The 18,266-nt window shown below is 42.8% G+C and carries 18 protein-coding genes; all 18 read left to right on the top strand.

From position 1 onward, the window contains the following. The first annotated feature begins 1 nt into the window (after window position 1). The 18 genes from rpoB (at window position 2) to rpmC (ending at window position 18,249) form a co-directional block, all read left to right on the top strand. Window positions 2-3,583, top strand: coding sequence for a DNA-directed RNA polymerase subunit beta (gene rpoB / locus LCD32_RS05290; RefSeq protein WP_007496297.1), 3,582 nt, complete (start codon window positions 2-4; stop codon window positions 3,581-3,583). A gap of 61 nt (window positions 3,584-3,644) precedes the next feature. After that, window positions 3,645-7,244, top strand: a complete 3,600-nt coding sequence (gene rpoC, locus LCD32_RS05285; protein WP_007496298.1) for a DNA-directed RNA polymerase subunit beta' — start codon at window positions 3,645-3,647, stop codon at window positions 7,242-7,244. Window positions 7,245-7,390: 146 nt separating this feature from the next. Further along, window positions 7,391-7,639: a 50S ribosomal protein L7ae-like protein gene (locus LCD32_RS05280; RefSeq protein ID WP_060780679.1), complete on the top strand. Its 249-nt coding sequence runs from the start codon at window positions 7,391-7,393 to the stop codon at window positions 7,637-7,639. A gap of 113 nt (window positions 7,640-7,752) precedes the next feature. Further along, window positions 7,753-8,172: a 30S ribosomal protein S12 gene (rpsL, locus tag LCD32_RS05275; RefSeq protein ID WP_003216962.1), complete on the top strand. Its 420-nt coding sequence runs from the start codon at window positions 7,753-7,755 to the stop codon at window positions 8,170-8,172. A gap of 121 nt (window positions 8,173-8,293) precedes the next feature. Continuing rightward, on the top strand, window positions 8,294-8,764 hold the full coding sequence (gene rpsG / locus LCD32_RS05270; protein WP_003216884.1) for a 30S ribosomal protein S7: 471 nt from the start codon (window positions 8,294-8,296) through the stop codon (window positions 8,762-8,764). A 54-nt stretch (window positions 8,765-8,818) separates the two neighbouring features. After that, window positions 8,819-10,897, top strand: a complete 2,079-nt coding sequence (fusA, locus tag LCD32_RS05265; protein ID WP_007496301.1) for an elongation factor G — start codon at window positions 8,819-8,821, stop codon at window positions 10,895-10,897. Between the two features lie 117 nt (window positions 10,898-11,014). Continuing rightward, window positions 11,015-12,205: an elongation factor Tu gene (tuf, locus tag LCD32_RS05260; protein WP_007496302.1), complete on the top strand. Its 1,191-nt coding sequence runs from the start codon at window positions 11,015-11,017 to the stop codon at window positions 12,203-12,205. A gap of 109 nt (window positions 12,206-12,314) precedes the next feature. Beyond that, window positions 12,315-13,274: an alpha/beta fold hydrolase gene (locus tag LCD32_RS05255; RefSeq protein WP_060780680.1), complete on the top strand. Its 960-nt coding sequence runs from the start codon at window positions 12,315-12,317 to the stop codon at window positions 13,272-13,274. Window positions 13,275-13,492: 218 nt separating this feature from the next. Further along, entirely contained in the window at window positions 13,493-13,801 is a 309-nt protein-coding gene (gene rpsJ / locus LCD32_RS05250; RefSeq protein ID WP_003156464.1) for a 30S ribosomal protein S10, read from the top strand. A gap of 37 nt (window positions 13,802-13,838) precedes the next feature. Then, the gene (gene rplC / locus LCD32_RS05245) at window positions 13,839-14,468 is read left to right on the top strand and encodes a 50S ribosomal protein L3 (protein WP_007496311.1); all 630 of its coding nucleotides are present in this window, start codon (window positions 13,839-13,841) and stop codon (window positions 14,466-14,468) included. 27 nt (window positions 14,469-14,495) lie between these two features. Continuing rightward, window positions 14,496-15,119 (top strand): 50S ribosomal protein L4, encoded by a 624-nt coding sequence (gene rplD, locus LCD32_RS05240; protein ID WP_007496312.1) that lies wholly within the window; start codon window positions 14,496-14,498, stop codon window positions 15,117-15,119. After that, on the top strand, window positions 15,119-15,406 hold the full coding sequence (gene rplW / locus LCD32_RS05235; RefSeq protein WP_003217016.1) for a 50S ribosomal protein L23: 288 nt from the start codon (window positions 15,119-15,121) through the stop codon (window positions 15,404-15,406). The genes rplD and rplW overlap by 1 nt, the downstream gene beginning before the upstream one ends. 28 nt (window positions 15,407-15,434) lie before the next feature. Next, window positions 15,435-16,268, top strand: a complete 834-nt coding sequence (gene rplB / locus LCD32_RS05230; RefSeq protein WP_007496314.1) for a 50S ribosomal protein L2 — start codon at window positions 15,435-15,437, stop codon at window positions 16,266-16,268. Between the two features lie 57 nt (window positions 16,269-16,325). Beyond that, window positions 16,326-16,604 (top strand): 30S ribosomal protein S19, encoded by a 279-nt coding sequence (rpsS, locus tag LCD32_RS05225; RefSeq protein WP_003216920.1) that lies wholly within the window; start codon window positions 16,326-16,328, stop codon window positions 16,602-16,604. A 17-nt stretch (window positions 16,605-16,621) separates the two neighbouring features. Continuing rightward, window positions 16,622-16,963, top strand: a complete 342-nt coding sequence (rplV, locus tag LCD32_RS05220) for a 50S ribosomal protein L22 (protein ID WP_007496316.1) — start codon at window positions 16,622-16,624, stop codon at window positions 16,961-16,963. Window positions 16,964-16,966: 3 nt separating this feature from the next. Then, window positions 16,967-17,623: a 30S ribosomal protein S3 gene (rpsC, locus tag LCD32_RS05215; protein WP_003217241.1), complete on the top strand. Its 657-nt coding sequence runs from the start codon at window positions 16,967-16,969 to the stop codon at window positions 17,621-17,623. A 1-nt stretch (window position 17,624) separates the two neighbouring features. Next, window positions 17,625-18,059, top strand: coding sequence for a 50S ribosomal protein L16 (gene rplP, locus LCD32_RS05210; RefSeq protein ID WP_003225801.1), 435 nt, complete (start codon window positions 17,625-17,627; stop codon window positions 18,057-18,059). Then, on the top strand, window positions 18,049-18,249 hold the full coding sequence (gene rpmC / locus LCD32_RS05205) for a 50S ribosomal protein L29 (RefSeq protein ID WP_003217155.1): 201 nt from the start codon (window positions 18,049-18,051) through the stop codon (window positions 18,247-18,249). The genes rplP and rpmC overlap by 11 nt, the downstream gene beginning before the upstream one ends. Window positions 18,250-18,266: the final 17 nt, after the last annotated feature.

Genomic DNA, 18,266 nt, shown 5'->3' with positions numbered 1-18,266 from the left:
GTTGACAGGTCAACTAGTTCAGTATGGACGACACCGCCAGCGCAGAAGCTACGCACGCATAAGCGAAGTGTTAGAATTACCAAATCTCATTGAAATTCAAACCTCTTCTTATCAGTGGTTTCTTGATGAGGGTCTTAGAGAGATGTTTCAAGATATATCCCCAATTGAGGATTTTACTGGTAACCTTTCTCTTGAATTCATTGATTACAGCCTAGGGGATCCTAAGTATCCTGTAGCAGAATCAAAAGAACGTGATGTAACTTACTCTGCTCCACTAAGAGTAAAAGTTCGTTTAATTAACAAAGAAACTGGAGAAGTAAAAGACCAAGATGTGTTTATGGGTGATTTCCCAATCATGACAGACACAGGTACTTTTATCATTAATGGTGCGGAACGTGTAATCGTTTCTCAGTTAGTACGTTCTCCAAGTGTATATTTCAGTGGTAAAGTAGACAAAAACGGTAAAAAAGGTTTTACTGCGACTGTCATTCCAAACCGTGGCGCATGGTTAGAATACGAAACTGATGCGAAGGATGTAGTCTATGTACGCATCGATCGCACACGTAAGTTGCCGGTTACGGTTCTTTTGCGTGCTCTCGGCTTCAGCTCTGATCAAGAGATTCTTGACCTCATTGGCGAGAATGAATACTTACGCAACACGTTGGAAAAAGACAATACAGAGAATGCTGATAAAGCACTTCTCGAAATCTACGAGCGTCTTCGTCCTGGAGAGCCGCCAACTGTTGAAAATGCGAAAAGCTTGCTAGACTCTCGCTTCTTTGATCCGAAGAGATATGACTTGGCAAATGTTGGACGCTACAAGATTAATAAGAAGCTTCATATTAAAAATAGACTATTCAATCAAAAATTGGCTGAAACGCTAGTTGATCCTGAAACAGGTGAAATCCTAGCAGAAAAAGGTCAAATTTTAGATAGAAGAGTGCTTGATAAAGTTCTTCCATACTTAGAAAACGGCATCGGATTTAGAAAGCTTTATCCAAACGGTGGCGTAGTAGAGGATGAAGTAGAACTTCAATCTATCAAGATTTATGCACCAACTGATCAAGAAGGCGAGCAAGTGATCAACGTGATTGGTAATGCATATGTAGAGGAAGCTGTGAAGAACATCACGCCTTCTGACATCATTGCTTCAATCAGTTACTTCTTTAACCTACTTCATGGAGTAGGCGACACAGATGATATCGATCACCTTGGTAACCGTCGTCTGCGTTCTGTAGGTGAACTTCTGCAAAACCAATTCCGTATTGGTTTAAGCAGAATGGAGCGTGTTGTTCGTGAAAGAATGTCGATTCAAGACACGAACACGATCACACCTCAGCAGCTGATCAACATCCGTCCTGTGATCGCTTCTATCAAAGAGTTCTTTGGTAGCTCTCAGCTTTCTCAGTTCATGGATCAAACAAACCCACTTGCTGAATTGACACACAAACGTCGTCTATCAGCGCTTGGACCGGGTGGTTTGACACGTGAGCGTGCAGGAATGGAAGTTCGTGACGTTCACTATTCTCACTATGGTCGTATGTGTCCGATTGAAACACCAGAGGGTCCAAACATTGGTTTGATCAACTCTCTATCTTCATTTGCGAAAGTGAATCGCTTCGGCTTTATTGAAACACCTTACCGCCGGGTTGACCCTGAAACAGGTAAAGTGACGCCGAGAATCGATTACTTAACGGCTGATGAAGAGGATAACTACGTAGTAGCACAAGCGAACGCTATATTAGGTGAAGATGGTTCGTTTATTGATGATAATATCATTGCTCGTTTCAGAGGGGAAAACACCGTTGTTCCTCGAAACCGCGTTGACTACATGGACGTTTCGCCGAAGCAGGTTGTTTCTGCAGCGACAGCATGTATCCCATTCTTAGAAAACGATGACTCTAACCGTGCTCTAATGGGAGCAAACATGCAACGTCAGGCTGTGCCTTTGATGCAGCCGGAATCACCAATTGTTGGTACAGGTATGGAGTATGTATCAGGTAAAGACTCTGGTGCTGCTGTGATCTGCCGTTACCCAGGTGTTGTAGAACGTGTTGAAGCGAAGAATATTTGGGTTCGCCGTTATGAAGACGTTGACGGACAACAAGTCAAAGGAAACCTAGACAAATACAGCTTGCTGAAATTTGTCCGCTCTAACCAAGGGACTTGCTACAACCAGCGCCCAATTGTAAGTGTTGGAGATGAAGTCGTCAAAGGAGAAATCCTTGCAGACGGTCCTTCTATGGAAAAAGGTGAATTGGCTCTAGGACGTAACGTCATGGTCGGCTTCATGACTTGGGACGGTTACAACTATGAGGATGCGATCATTATGAGTGAGCGCCTTGTAAAAGATGACGTCTACACTTCTATTCATATTGAAGAATATGAATCAGAAGCTCGTGATACAAAGCTTGGACCAGAAGAAATTACGCGTGATATTCCAAACGTTGGGGAAGATGCTTTACGCAACCTTGACGAGCGTGGAATCATCCGTATTGGTGCAGAAGTAAAAGACGGAGACCTTCTTGTCGGGAAAGTAACGCCTAAAGGTGTAACAGAACTAACAGCTGAAGAACGTCTATTACATGCAATCTTCGGTGAAAAGGCTCGTGAAGTACGTGATACGTCTCTACGTGTACCACACGGCGGCGGCGGAATCATCCACGATGTCAAAGTCTTTAACCGTGAAGATGGAGATGAATTACCACCAGGTGTTAACCAGTTAGTCCGTGTATACATCGTTCAGAAGCGTAAAATTTCTGAAGGTGACAAAATGGCTGGACGACATGGTAACAAAGGGGTTATCTCTAAGATTCTTCCAGAAGAAGATATGCCGTATCTTCCAGATGGAACACCGATTGATATCATGTTAAACCCTCTAGGGGTACCATCTCGTATGAATATCGGTCAGGTACTTGAGCTTCATATGGGTATGGCTGCACGTTACCTAGGCATCCACATTGCGTCACCAGTATTTGATGGTGCTCGTGAGGAAGATGTTTGGGAAACGCTTGAAGAAGCAGGTATGTCCCGTGATGCGAAAACAGTCCTTTATGACGGTCGAACTGGTGAACCATTCGACAACCGTGTATCTGTTGGAATCATGTATATGATCAAACTGGCTCACATGGTTGACGATAAACTTCACGCACGTTCAACTGGACCATACTCACTTGTTACGCAGCAGCCACTGGGCGGTAAAGCACAGTTTGGTGGACAGCGTTTCGGAGAGATGGAAGTATGGGCACTTGAAGCTTACGGTGCAGCATATACACTTCAAGAGATCTTAACCGTTAAATCGGATGACGTGGTGGGTCGTGTGAAAACATACGAAGCGATCGTCAAAGGGGATAACGTACCTGAACCAGGTGTCCCTGAATCATTCAAAGTATTAATTAAAGAACTTCAAAGTTTAGGTATGGATGTGAAAATCCTATCGGGCGATGAAGAAGAGATAGAAATGAGAGATTTAGAAGACGATGAGGAAACGAAGAAAGCAGACGGATTAGCGTTATCTAATGACGAAGATGCTGCAGACCTCGCACCTGTCGATCTTGAACGTGACGCAGTCACAAAAGAATAGCAGAAACGATTAGAGCAAGTGACTAGGGTATAACCCGAAGATTAAAAGGGAGGTAGGCCCCTTGCTAGATGTGAACAATTTTGAGTATATGAACATCGGTCTCGCATCACCTGATAAAATCCGTTCTTGGTCTTTTGGTGAAGTGAAAAAGCCTGAAACGATTAACTATCGTACACTGAAACCGGAAAAAGATGGTCTCTTTTGTGAACGTATCTTCGGACCGCAAAAAGACTGGGAATGTCATTGTGGAAAGTATAAACGCGTTCGTTATAAGGGTGTTGTATGTGACCGTTGTGGTGTAGAAGTAACACGGGCAAAAGTCCGTCGTGAGAGAATGGGGCATATCGAACTGGCTGCCCCAGTTTCCCACATTTGGTATTTCAAAGGTATCCCAAGCCGTATGGGTCTTGTTCTAGATATGTCACCACGTGCGTTAGAAGAAGTGATTTACTTCGCTTCTTACGTCGTGACTGATCCGGGCAACACACCGCTTGAGAAGAAACAACTTCTTTCTGAGAAAGAATTCCGTGCTTATTTAGATAAATACGGTAACACCTTCCAAGCAGCTATGGGTGCAGAAGCAATTAACAAACTTCTTCAAGATATCGATCTTGTGAAAGAAGTAGATACACTCAAAGAAGAGCTAAAAACAGCTCAAGGACAGCGTCGTACACGTGCGATCAAACGCCTTGAAGTGTTGGAAGCTTTCCGTAACTCAGGAAACAAACCGTCTTGGATGATCCTTGATGTACTTCCGGTTATTCCACCAGAATTACGTCCAATGGTTCAGCTTGATGGCGGACGTTTTGCTACTTCTGACTTGAACGACCTTTATCGTCGTGTCATCAACCGTAACAATCGTCTGAAACGTTTATTAGATCTTGGCGCGCCAAGCATCATCGTTCAGAACGAGAAGCGTATGCTTCAAGAAGCTGTCGATGCCTTGATTGATAATGGACGTAGAGGCCGACCAGTAACAGGACCAGGAAATAGACCATTGAAATCTCTTTCTCACATGCTGAAAGGGAAACAAGGGCGTTTCCGTCAAAACTTGCTTGGTAAACGTGTTGACTATTCTGGACGTTCCGTTATCGTCGTTGGACCACATTTGAAAATGTATCAGTGTGGACTTCCGAAAGAAATGGCTCTTGAACTATTCAAACCATTCGTGATGAAGGAGCTTGTTGAAAAAGGATTAGCTCACAACATTAAGAGCGCGAAACGTAAGATTGAGCGCGTGCAGCCGGAAGTTTGGGATGTTTTAGAATCAGTGATTCGTGAGCATCCAGTCTTACTAAACCGTGCACCAACTCTTCACAGACTTGGTATTCAAGCGTTTGAACCTACACTTGTGGAAGGACGCGCAATTCGTCTGCATCCACTTGTATGTACTGCCTACAACGCTGACTTTGATGGTGACCAAATGGCGGTTCACGTACCATTATCTGCTGAAGCTCAAGCTGAAGCTCGTATCTTAATGCTTGCTGCTCAAAACATTTTGAACCCGAAAGATGGAAAACCTGTTGTTACGCCATCTCAGGATATGGTGCTAGGTAACTACTACCTTACACTTGAGCGTAAAGGTGCTATCGGAGAAGGTATGGTCTTCAAAGATACGAACGAAGCCCTTCTAGCTTATCAAAATGGGTATGTGCATCTTCATACACGTGTAGCTGTTGCAGCTAACTCGTTGAAGAATGTGACATTCACTGATGAACAGCGTTCTAAATTGTTGATTACAACAGTTGGAAAACTAATCTTTAACGAAATCTTACCGGAATCATTCCCTTACATGAATGAGCCGACAAAGAGCAATATTGAAGAAAAAACGCCTGACCGCTTCTTCCTTGAAAAAGGTGAAGATGTCAAAGCTGCGATCGAGAAACAAGAAATCAATGCGCCGTTCAAAAAAGGTATTTTAGGTAAAATCATTGCGGAAATCTTTAAGAGATTCCATATCACTGAGACATCTAAAATGCTTGACCGCATGAAAAATCTTGGTTTCAAATACTCTACTAAAGCGGGTATTACGGTTGGGGTGTCTGATATCGTCGTATTAGATGATAAACAGAAGATCCTCGAAGAAGCGCAAGCAAAAGTAGATAACGTCATGAAGCAATTCAGACGTGGTTTGATTACTGAAGAAGAGCGTTACGAGAGAGTCATTTCGATCTGGAGTTCTTCTAAAGATGTCATCCAAGGTAAACTGATGAAGTCCCTTGATGAAGTCAACCCTATCTACATGATGAGTGACTCTGGAGCGCGTGGTAACGCATCTAACTTCACTCAGCTGGCTGGTATGCGTGGTCTGATGGCCAACCCGGCTGGACGTATCATTGAACTTCCGATTAAATCTAGTTTCCGTGAAGGTTTAACCGTATTGGAATACTTTATTTCCACTCACGGAGCGCGTAAAGGTCTTGCCGATACAGCTCTTAAAACAGCTGACTCAGGTTACCTCACGCGTCGTCTCGTTGACGTTGCGCAGGATGTTATCATCCGTGAAACAGATTGCGGTACAGACCGTGGAATCTTGGCGAAGTCCATTAAAGAAGGAAATGAAATTATTGAGAAACTTGAAGAACGTCTGATCGGACGTTTTGCAAGAAAACCAATTGTTCATCCTGAAACGGGCGAAGTCATTGTTGGCGAAAACGAACTAATTGATGAAGATAAGGCACTTGAAGTAGTTGAAGCAGGAATCGAGGAAGTATGGATCCGTTCTGCATTTACATGTAACACGCCTCATGGTGTATGTAAACGATGCTACGGCCGTAACCTTGCAACTGGTACTGACGTTGAAGTCGGTGAAGCAGTTGGAATCATCGCTGCACAATCGATCGGTGAGCCAGGAACACAGCTTACAATGCGTACGTTCCACACCGGTGGGGTAGCAGGAGACGATATCACTCAAGGTTTACCTCGTATCCAAGAGTTATTTGAAGCGCGTAATCCGAAAGGGCAGGCAACCATTTCTGAAATTGATGGTGTCGTTGCTGAAATTAACGATGTTCGTGACAAGCAACAGGAAATTGTGGTTCAAGGCGAAGTTGAAACTCGCTCTTACACAGCTCCTTACAATGCACGTCTGAAAGTTGTTGAAGGTGACAAAGTCACTCGTGGTCAAGTACTGACAGAAGGTTCAATCGATCCGAAAGAACTTCTTAAAGTGACTGATATGACAGCTGTTCAAGAATATCTGCTTCATGAAGTACAAAAAGTATACCGTATGCAAGGGGTAGAAATCGGAGATAAGCACGTAGAAGTAATGGTTCGCCAAATGCTTCGTAAAGTGCGTGTCGCTGATGCAGGGGATACAGATGTATTACCAGGCACACTTCTTGATGTACACCAATTCACAGAAGCGAACAAAAAAGTACTATTCGAAGGCAAACGTCCTGCAACAGGCCGTCCAGTTCTTCTTGGTATTACAAAAGCATCGCTTGAAACAGACTCGTTCTTGTCTGCAGCATCCTTCCAAGAAACGACTCGTGTCCTAACAGATGCGGCGATCAAAGGAAAACGTGATGAACTGCTTGGCTTGAAAGAGAATGTCATCATCGGTAAACTTGTTCCTGCTGGAACTGGAATGCCAAACTACCGTAAAGTTAAGCCGGTTTCACAAGTGCAGCCGTCTGACGATATGGTTCCTGTAGAGTAATCTTTCTCTTAAGATTTCTATAAAAATCATCAGAAAATGGTGAAGGATGTCAAGATAATCTGTCAAACGATATTGACATCCTTCTGCCATGATGATAATATAACCAAGGTGCTCAAAATAAAACCTGTTACTTTGGAGGATATTCGATGTCTTATGATAAAGTATCACAGGCTCAATCCATTATTATTGGTACGAAGCAAACAGTAAAAGCTCTGAAACGAGATTCAGTGAAGGAAATCGTCGTAGCGAAAGATGCTGATCCTGCTTTAACCGCTAGTGTAATGAAACTAGCGCAAGAGAAGGGTATAGACATTTTAGTGGTAGATTCCATGAAAAAGCTCGGCAAGGCCTGCGGAATTGAAGTTGGGGCAGCAGCTGTTGCCATTATGTTATAGCGTACTTGTTTTGTTTTTGCATGCTTAAAATGCAAAAGCATTGTTTTTTGCCTTTTGATGAACCACCTGGGTATGTGGGTTATAAAAAAAGTAATGAAGGGAGGAATAACAACATGCCTACAATTAATCAGCTAATACGCAAAGGACGCGTGAGTAAAGTTGAAAACTCAAAGTCTCCTGCACTTAACAAAGGATACAACAGTTTCAAAAAAGAGCACACTAACGTAACATCTCCACAGAAGCGCGGGGTTTGTACTCGTGTCGGTACAATGACACCGAAAAAACCAAACTCAGCACTACGTAAATATGCTCGTGTACGTTTGTCTAACCTGATTGAGGTAACAGCTTACATTCCTGGTATCGGACATAACCTACAAGAGCACAGTGTAGTACTTATCCGTGGCGGACGTGTAAAAGACTTACCGGGTGTACGTTACCACATCGTTCGTGGTGCGCTTGATACTGCCGGAGTTGACGGTCGTATGCAAGGACGTTCTAAATACGGAACAAAACGCCCTAAACAAAGCAAATAATATAAACAAACATAAGGGTTTTTAGAAGTTGAGTTCAGATCAGTGGAGTCAGGTAGCTGACAATGAAATTGAGATGAAAGACAGATAGAAATCCTTTTAAAAGAGAAGGGAGGCTATTCAGATGCCACGTAAAGGTCCTGTAGCAAAAAGAGACGTTTTGCCAGATCCAATTTACAATTCTAAACTTGTATCTCGTTTGATCAACAAAATGATGATCGACGGTAAAAGAGGAAAGTCACAAACTATTCTCTACAAGTCATTTGATATCATCAAAGAACGTACTGGTAATGAAGCGATGGAGGTTTTCGAACAAGCCTTGAAAAACATCATGCCAGTTCTTGAAGTTAAAGCACGTCGTGTAGGTGGAGCTAACTACCAAGTTCCTGTAGAAGTTCGCCCAGATCGTCGTACGACTTTAGGTCTTCGCTGGTTAGTAAACTACGCTCGTCTTCGTGGAGAAAAAACGATGGAAGAGCGTCTTGCTAACGAAATCCTTGACGCAGCTAACAACACTGGTGCTGCTGTTAAGAAACGTGAAGATACACACAAAATGGCAGAAGCGAACAAAGCATTCGCTCACTACCGCTGGTAGGATTTATACCAAACTAAAAAAACTATTCCCTAATAAGGAAGGAGAAATTACCCAATGGCAAGAGAGTTCTCCTTAGACAAAACTCGTAATATTGGTATCATGGCTCACATCGATGCCGGTAAAACGACAACGACTGAGCGTATCTTGTACTACACTGGTCGTATCCATAAAATTGGTGAAACTCACGAAGGAGCTTCACAAATGGACTGGATGGAGCAGGAGCAAGAACGTGGTATTACAATCACTTCTGCTGCTACTACAGCACAATGGAAAGGTTACCGTGTAAACATCATTGATACACCAGGACACGTAGACTTCACTGTTGAAGTTGAACGTTCTTTGCGTGTACTTGATGGTGCGGTTGCTGTTCTTGATGCACAATCAGGTGTAGAGCCTCAAACTGAAACAGTTTGGCGCCAAGCAACAACTTACGGAGTACCTCGTATCGTATTCGTTAACAAAATGGATAAAACCGGTGCGGACTTCCTTTACTCTGTAAGCACATTAAGAGATCGTCTTCAAGCGAACGCTCATGCAATTCAATTGCCGATCGGCGCTGAAGATCAATTCGAAGGAATCATCGACCTTGTAGAAAACGTAGCATACTTCTACGAAGATGACCTTGGAACTCGCTCTGATGCACAAGAAATCCCTGCTGAGTATAAAGACAAAGCTGAAGAGCTTCGCAGCAGCTTAATTGAAGCTGTCGCTGAGCTTGATGAAGAGCTTATGGAAAAATACCTTGAGGGTGAAGAAATCACAATTCCTGAATTGAAAGCTGCAATCCGTAAAGGAACGTTGAATGTTGAATTCTACCCAGTTCTTGTTGGTTCTGCTTTCAAAAACAAAGGTGTTCAGCTTGTACTTGACGCTGTGCTTGACTACCTTCCTGCACCAACTGATGTTGCTGCAATCAAAGGTACATTGCCAGATACAAATGAAGAGGTTGTACGTGAGTCTACTGATGACGCACCATTCGCAGCTCTTGCATTTAAAGTTATGACTGACCCTTATGTTGGGAAACTAACTTTCTTCCGCGTATACTCTGGAACACTTGATTCTGGTTCTTACGTGAAGAACTCTTCTAAGAACAAGCGTGAGCGTGTTGGACGTATCCTTCAAATGCACGCAAACAGCCGTGAAGAAATCTCTACTGTATATGCAGGGGATATCGCAGCAGCTGTTGGTCTTAAAGATACATCTACTGGTGATACTCTTTGTGACGAGAAAAATCTTGTTATCCTTGAGTCTATGGAATTCCCAGAGCCAGTTATCGATGTAGCAATCGAGCCTAAATCTAAGGCTGACCAAGATAAAATGGGTATTGCTTTAGCTAAACTAGCTGAAGAGGATCCAACATTCCGTACACAAACAAACACTGAAACTGGTCAAACGATCATCTCTGGTATGGGTGAGCTTCACCTTGATATCATTGTTGACCGTATGAAGCGTGAGTTCAAGGTTGAAGCTAACGTAGGAGCTCCTCAAGTTGCGTACCGTGAAACATTCCGTTCTAGTGCAAAAGTTGAAGGTAAATTCGTACGTCAGTCTGGTGGACGCGGTCAGTTCGGACACGTTTGGATCGAATTCGAACCAAACGAAGAAGGCGCAGGCTTCGAATTCACAAATGCAATCGTCGGTGGGGTTGTTCCACGTGAATACATTCCAGCAATTCAAGCAGGTCTTGAAGATTCACTAGAAAATGGTGTATTAGCTGGATTCCCATTAATCGACATCAAAGCAAAATTATTCGATGGATCTTACCACGATGTTGACTCTAACGAAATGGCGTTTAAAATTGCTGCATCTATGGCATTGAAAAATGCTGTCAGCAAATGTAACCCAGTTCTACTTGAGCCAATGATGAAAGTAGAAGTCGTTATCCCAGAAGAATACATGGGAGACATCATGGGTGATATCACATCTCGTCGTGGACGTGTAGAAGGTATGGAAGCTCGCGGTAACGCTCAAGTTGTTCGCGCTATGGTTCCACTTTCTGAAATGTTCGGATATGCAACTGCACTCCGTTCTAACACACAAGGACGCGGTACTTTCACTATGCACATGGATCACTACGAAGAAGTGCCTAAGAGCATCAGTGAAGAAATCATCAAAAAAAATAAAGGTGAATAATTGATTTTGCCTTTAAACTAAAGTATAACTACTATTGAAGATCAGAAAGTGAGAGGTAACTCTTCACTTTCTATCACTCATACCAAATACAATGAACCTTTAAGGAGGATTTTTAGAATGGCTAAAGAAAAATTCGACCGTTCCAAATCGCATGCTAACATTGGTACAATTGGACACGTTGACCATGGTAAAACAACTCTAACTGCTGCTATCTCAACAGTTCTTCATAAGAAATCTGGTAAAGGTACAGCTATGGCTTATGACCAAATCGATGGTGCTCCAGAAGAGCGCGAGCGTGGAATCACAATCTCAACTGCACACGTTGAGTACGAAACTGAAACTCGTCACTATGCACACGTAGACTGCCCAGGACACGCTGACTATGTTAAAAACATGATCACTGGTGCTGCTCAAATGGACGGCGCGATCTTAGTAGTATCTGCTGCTGATGGTCCAATGCCACAAACACGTGAGCACATCCTACTTTCTCGTAACGTAGGTGTTCCTTACATCGTAGTATTCCTTAACAAATGTGACATGGTTGACGATGAAGAGTTACTTGAACTTGTTGAAATGGAAGTTCGTGACCTTCTTTCTGACTATGACTTCCCTGGTGACGATGTACCAGTTATCAAAGGTTCTGCTCTTAAAGCTCTTGAAGGTGATGCTGATTACGAAGCAAAAATCTTCGAACTTATGGATGCGGTTGATGAGTACATCCCAACTCCAGAGCGTGACACTGAGAAGCCATTCATGATGCCAGTTGAGGACGTATTCTCAATCACTGGTCGTGGAACAGTTGCTACTGGTCGTGTTGAGCGTGGACAAGTTAAAGTCGGTGACGAAGTTGAAATCATCGGTCTTCAAGAAGAAAACGGTAAAACAACTGTTACAGGTGTTGAAATGTTCCGTAAACTTCTTGACTATGCTGAAGCTGGTGACAACATCGGTGCACTACTTCGTGGTGTATCTCGTGAAGATATCCAACGTGGTCAAGTACTTGCTAAACCAGGTACAATCACTCCACATAGCCGTTTCAAAGCTGAAGTTTATGTACTTTCTAAAGAAGAGGGTGGACGTCATACTCCATTCTTCACTAACTACCGTCCGCAGTTCTACTTCCGTACAACTGACGTAACTGGTATCGTACATCTTCCAGAAGGTACTGAAATGGTAATGCCTGGCGATAACACTGAGATGGAAGTTGAACTTATCTCTACTATCGCTATCGAAGAAGGAACTCGTTTCTCTATCCGTGAGGGTGGACGTACTGTAGGTTCTGGCGTTGTTTCTACTATCATTAAGTAATAACAGTTAAAAAGAGACTCCTTGCAAAAGGGTCTCTTTTTTTGCTTTTCCAGTGCATAACGGCTACTATAAGCTATAGAATCTAAATGGAACCGAGAGGATCACTGGAATGGCGAAGACAATGTTGAAAAAGTGGCTGATTGGCGGGCTTGATCAATGGATTATGATAAAAGAAGATCAAGCGAAAAAAACAAAACCTGTTTTATTATTTTTACACGGTGGCCCAGGGTCAGCTCAAATGAGTTATATCGATTCCTTTCATAAGGAACTTGATCAAGACTTCACTGTTGTTCATTGGGACCAGCGCGGTGCAGGACTGTCTTATAAAAAGGACATTCCTGAGTCTTCTATGACCATTGGGCAATTCGTAGAGGATACGATTGAGCTTACAGAAAAACTGCTTTCTTATAATGATCAGACGAAAATATACATTGCGGGTTATTCATGGGGATCATTAATTGCGATACAAGCTGTACATAAACGACCAGATTTGTATCATGCCTATTATGGAATTAGTCAGGTGGTTGATGTATTAAAAGAGGATATTGTATCGTACGAACTTCTTCTAAAAAAATATCAAGGCAAGCATTTCATCACTAGATGTCTAAGATTGCTGACACCACCTCCTTGGAAACGCACCTCTGCTCATGCTTTGTTCTCTCTATACAAAGAGTTCGCAAAAGTAGGGCTCACGCATAGGTGGAAGCCACTTTTTCAAATGCTGTATGCATTTCTTGTTAGTAAGCATTATCAGCTAAAAGATAAGTGGAAATTCCTTATGGGACAGAAGTATAGCCAGGATTTGCTGTGGGACGAGCTGATGAACGAAAGCATTCAATACCGAGTTTCTTCTATATTAATACCCTGCTACTTTATCATCGGTGAACATGACATGATTACACCAGCTGCTGTATCAAAACCATATGTTGATCAACTTACAGCACCAATAAAAGAGTGGTTTACTTTTAAAGAATCTGCGCATTCTCCGCATATTGAAGAGCCTGAAGAATTTATTCGTATCGTCAGGAAGACAGCTACACATCATCTTCAGGGAAAGCTTGATTTATAGGCGGAACCCCTGTATAATATGAAAAGTGTGCAAATCATAAATTTATCCGATTTATTATTGCAACACGCAGGCCAATTTGGTACAATAGTGCATGTTGGTCTTTGACTGCGATGAAGTGAGAGGTTGCTGACACACCCGGCCGCTTTGCCATGGCAAGGTGATCAGGTTTTTCTCACGGAGAACTGTCTAACGTAAGTAGGCGAAAAGGAGGGAAAATAATGGCAAAACAAAAAATTCGTATTCGTTTAAAAGCATATGATCATAGAATTCTTGATCAATCTGCTGAGAAGATTGTTGAAACGGCTAAGCGTTCTGGTGCTAGTGTATCTGGTCCAATCCCGCTTCCAACTGAAAAATCAGTTTACACAATCCTTCGTGCGGTGCATAAGTACAAAGATTCTCGTGAGCAATTCGAGATGCGTACTCACAAACGTCTAATCGACATCGTGAATCCAACTCCGCAAACAGTTGATGCACTTATGCGTTTAGATTTACCATCCGGTGTAGATATCGAAATCAAACTTTAATTCAAATAGAAAACACATATTATAGGAGGTGTGACGAATGACCAAAGGAATCTTAGGTAGAAAAATTGGTATGACGCAAGTATTCGCAGAAAACGGTGATCTTATCCCTGTAACTGTTGTCGAGGCTGCTGCTAACGTTGTTCTTCAGAAGAAGACTACTGACACGGATGGCTATGAAGCAATCCAAATCGGTTTTGACGACAAACGTGAGAAGCTTTCTAACAAACCAGAGAAAGGCCACGTTGCTAAAGCGGAAACTGCTCCTAAGCGCTTCGTAAAAGAATTACGCGGTGTGGAGTTAGATGCGTATGAAGTTGGTCAGGAAGTCAAAGTTGATATTTTCGCAAATGGAGATATCGTAGATGTAACAGGAACATCAAAAGGTAAAGGATTCCAAGGGGCTATCAAACGCCACGGACAATCACGCGGACCAATGACTCACGGTTCACGTTACCACCGTCGTCCTGGTTCAATGGGACCTGTTGATCCAAACCGAGTATTCAAAGGTAAACTTCTTCCAGGACGTATGGGCGGAGAGCAAATCACTGTCCAAAATCTTGAGATCGTTAAAGTTGATGCAGAACGCAATCTTCTTTTGATCAAAGGTAACGTACCAGGAGCTAAAAAATCTCTAGTAACTGTAAAGAGTGCAGTTAAAACTAAATAACTCTCTTAGGAAAGGAGGAAACAAGTCATGCCAAAAGTAGCATTATTTAACCAAAACGGTTCTACTAACGGTGAAATCGAATTAAACGCTTCTGTGTTTGGAATTGAGCCAAACGAAAGCGTAGTATTCGATGCTATTCTTATGCAAAGAGCTTCCTTACGTCAAGGAACTCACAAAGTAAAAACTCGTTCTGAAGTACGTGGCGGAGGTCGTAAACCTTGGAGACAGAAGGGTACAGGTCGTGCTCGTCAAGGTTCTATCCGTTCACCACAATGGCGCGGAGGCGGTATCGTATTCGGTCCAACACCACGCAGCTATTCTTATAAATTACCTAAAAAAGTTCGCCGCTTGGCTATCAAGTCAGTATTGTCTTCTAAAGTAATCGACAACAACATCATCGTTCTTGAAGATCTTACTCTTGATGCAGTGAAAACGAAAGAATTCGCAGGCATCCTTAAAGGGTTATCTGTTGAGAAGAAAGCGTTGATCGTCACTGCGGATGCAAACGAAACAGTTGCTTTATCTGCTCGTAACATCCCTGGAGTAACAGTTGTTGAAGCTAACGGTATCAACGTTCTTGACGTTGTCAACCACGACAAACTTCTGATCACTAAAGCAGCGGTTGAAAAAGTAGAGGAGGGACTTGCATAATGAAAGATCCTCGTGATGTTCTAAAGCGCCCTATCATTACTGAACGTTCTGCTGATCTAATGACAGAGAAGAAGTACACGTTCGAAGTTGATGTCAGAGCTAACAAGACAGAAGTGAAAGACGCTGTTGAAGAGATCTTTGGAGTGAAAGTTGAGAAAGTCAACGTTCAAAACTACAAAGGTAAATCAAAACGCGTTGGACGCTACACTGGTATGACTAGCCGTCGCAGAAAAGCGATCGTGAAATTAACTGCTGACAGCAAAGAAATCGAAATTTTTGAAGCGTAAATCTTAAAAAGAAGGAGGGAAATTCAAAATGGCGATTAAAAAGTATAAACCAACCAGTAATGGTCGTCGTGGCATGACTACTTCAGATTTTGCTGAAATCACGACTGACAAACCAGAAAAATCGTTGCTTGCACCGCTTCACAGAAAAGGCGGACGTAACAACCAAGGTAGATTGACTGTTCGTCATCAAGGTGGCGGTCACAAACGTCAATACCGTATCATCGACTTTAAGCGTGATAAAGACGGTATACCTGGACGCGTTGCTACAATCGAGTATGATCCAAACCGTTCAGCGAACATCGCTCTTGTAAACTATGCAGATGGTGAGAAACGTTACATTCTTGCTCCGAAAGGAATCCAAGTTGGTACTGAAGTTACTTCTGGACCAGAAGCTGACATCAAACCAGGTAATGCTCTTCCACTTATCAACATCCCAGTTGGTACAGTTGTGCATAACATTGAATTAAAACCAGGTAAAGGTGGACAATTAGTTCGTTCTGCTGGTACTTCTGCTCAAGTTCTAGGTAAAGAAGGTAAATACGTTCTTGTACGATTGAACTCTGGTGAAGTACGCATGATCCTTTCTGCTTGCCGTGCGACTATCGGTCAAGTTGGAAACGAACAACACGAACTAATCAACATCGGTAAAGCTGGACGTTCTCGCTGGAAAGGCGTACGCCCAACAGTTCGTGGTTCTGTAATGAACCCTAACGATCACCCACACGGCGGTGGTGAAGGACGCGCTCCAATCGGACGTAAATCACCAATGTCTCCATGGGGTAAACCGACTCTTGGATTCAAGACTCGTAAGAAAACCAACAAGTCTGATAAATTCATTGTACGTCGTCGTAAAAACAAGTAACGGGGTTGTCTACGGTTCATTTAGGACCGTAGTTCAATCACGAAGGGAGGTTCCACAATGGCTCGCAGCTTAAAAAAAGGACCATTTGTTGATGATCATTTGATGGCTAAAGTCGAGAAATTGAATGAAACTGACAAAAAGCAAGTCGTAAAAACTTGGTCTCGTCGTTCTACAATTTTCCCACAATTCATCGGTCACACAATCGCTGTCTATGACGGACGCAAACATGTACCTGTTTTCATTTCTGAAGATATGGTAGGTCACAAATTGGGCGAATTCGCACCAAGCCGTACTTACAAAGGTCATGCTAGTGACGATAAAAAAACAAGACGCTAATGAGAGGAGGCTTTTAAATGCAAGCTAAAGCTGTCGCAAGAACAGTCCGTATTGCTCCTCGTAAAGCACGTCTAGTAATGGACCTGATCCGAGGTAAGCAAGTAGGAGAAGCAGTTTCTATCTTAAACCTTACACCTAAGGCTGCTTCACCAATTATTGAAAAAGTATTAAAATCTGCTATCGCAAATGCTGAGCACAACTACGAGTTGGACGCTAACAGCCTAGTGATTACTCAAGCATTCGTTGACGAAGGTCCAACACTTAAGAGATTCCGTCCACGTGCTATGGGTCGTGCGAGCGCAATTAACAAACGTACTAGCCACATTACAATCGTTGTATCAGAAAAGAAGGAGGGATAATCCGTGGGTCAAAAGGTAAATCCAGTAGGTCTTCGTATTGGCGTCATTCGTGATTGGGAATCTAAATGGTTCGCAGGAAAAGATTACGCTGACTTCTTACATGAAGACTTGAAAATCCGTGAATTCATCAGCAAGCGTTTGTCTGACGCGTCTGTTTCTAAAGTAGAAATCGAACGTGCTGCAAACCGCGTAAATATCACAATCCACACGGCTAAACCAGGTATGGTAATTGGTAAAGGCGGATCTGAAGTTGAAGCACTTCGTAAAGCTCTTAACAGCCTAACTGGCAAACGTGTACACATCAACATTCTTGAAATCAAGAGAGCAGATCTTGATGCTCAGCTAGTTGCTGAAAACATCGCTCGTCAACTTGAAAATCGTATTTCATTCCGTCGTGCACAAAAACAAACAATCCAACGCACAATGCGTGCTGGAGCACAAGGAATCAAAACAATGGTTTCTGGTCGTCTTGGCGGTGCAGATATTGCTCGTTCTGAATATTACAGTGAAGGTACTGTTCCATTGCACACACTTCGTGCTGACATCGACTATGCTACTGCTGAAGCTGATACTACTTATGGTAAGCTTGGCGTAAAAGTATGGATCTATCGTGGAGAAGTCCTTCCAACTAAGAAGAATACTGCGGAAGGAGGAAAATAATATGTTATTGCCAAAACGCGTGAAGTATCGCAGAGAACATCGTGGAAAAATGCGTGGTCGTGCAAAAGGCGGTACTGAAGTACATTTCGGTGAGTTCGGTATCCAAGCTCTTGAAGCTTCTTGGATCACTAACCGTCAAATCGAAGCTGCTCGTATTGCTATGACTCGTTACATGAAACGTGGCGGTAAAGTTTGGATCAAAATTTTCCCTTCTAAGCCATACACAGCTAAACCTCTAGAGGTCCGCATGGGTTCCGGTAAAGGTGCTCCAGAAGGCTGGGTAGCTGTAGTAAAACCGGGCAAAGTTTTATTTGAAATTTCTGGTGTGTCTGAAGAAGTTGCTCGTGAAGCTCTTCGTCTTGCATCTCACAAATTGCCAATTAAAACGAAGTTCGTAAAACGTGAAGAAATTGGTGGTGAATCAAATGAAAGCTAATGAAATTCGTGACCTTACCACTGCTGAAATTGAACAAAAAGTAAAGTCTCTTAAAGAAGAACTTTTCAATCTTCGTTTCCAATTAGCGACTGGGCAGCTTGAAAACACTGCTCGCATTCGTGAAGTGCGTAAATCAATCGCACGCATGAAAACTGTGATTCGTCAAAGAGAAATCGCTGCTAATAAATAATAATTAGAGGGGAGGCC

This window comes from Bacillus sp. RSS_NA_20, assembly GCF_020165915.1.
Taxonomy (GTDB): Bacteria; Bacillota; Bacilli; order Bacillales; family Bacillaceae; genus Bacillus; species Bacillus altitudinis.
Note: the sequence above shows the minus strand (reverse complement) of the source record. Positions and strands in the feature narration are given on the sequence as shown.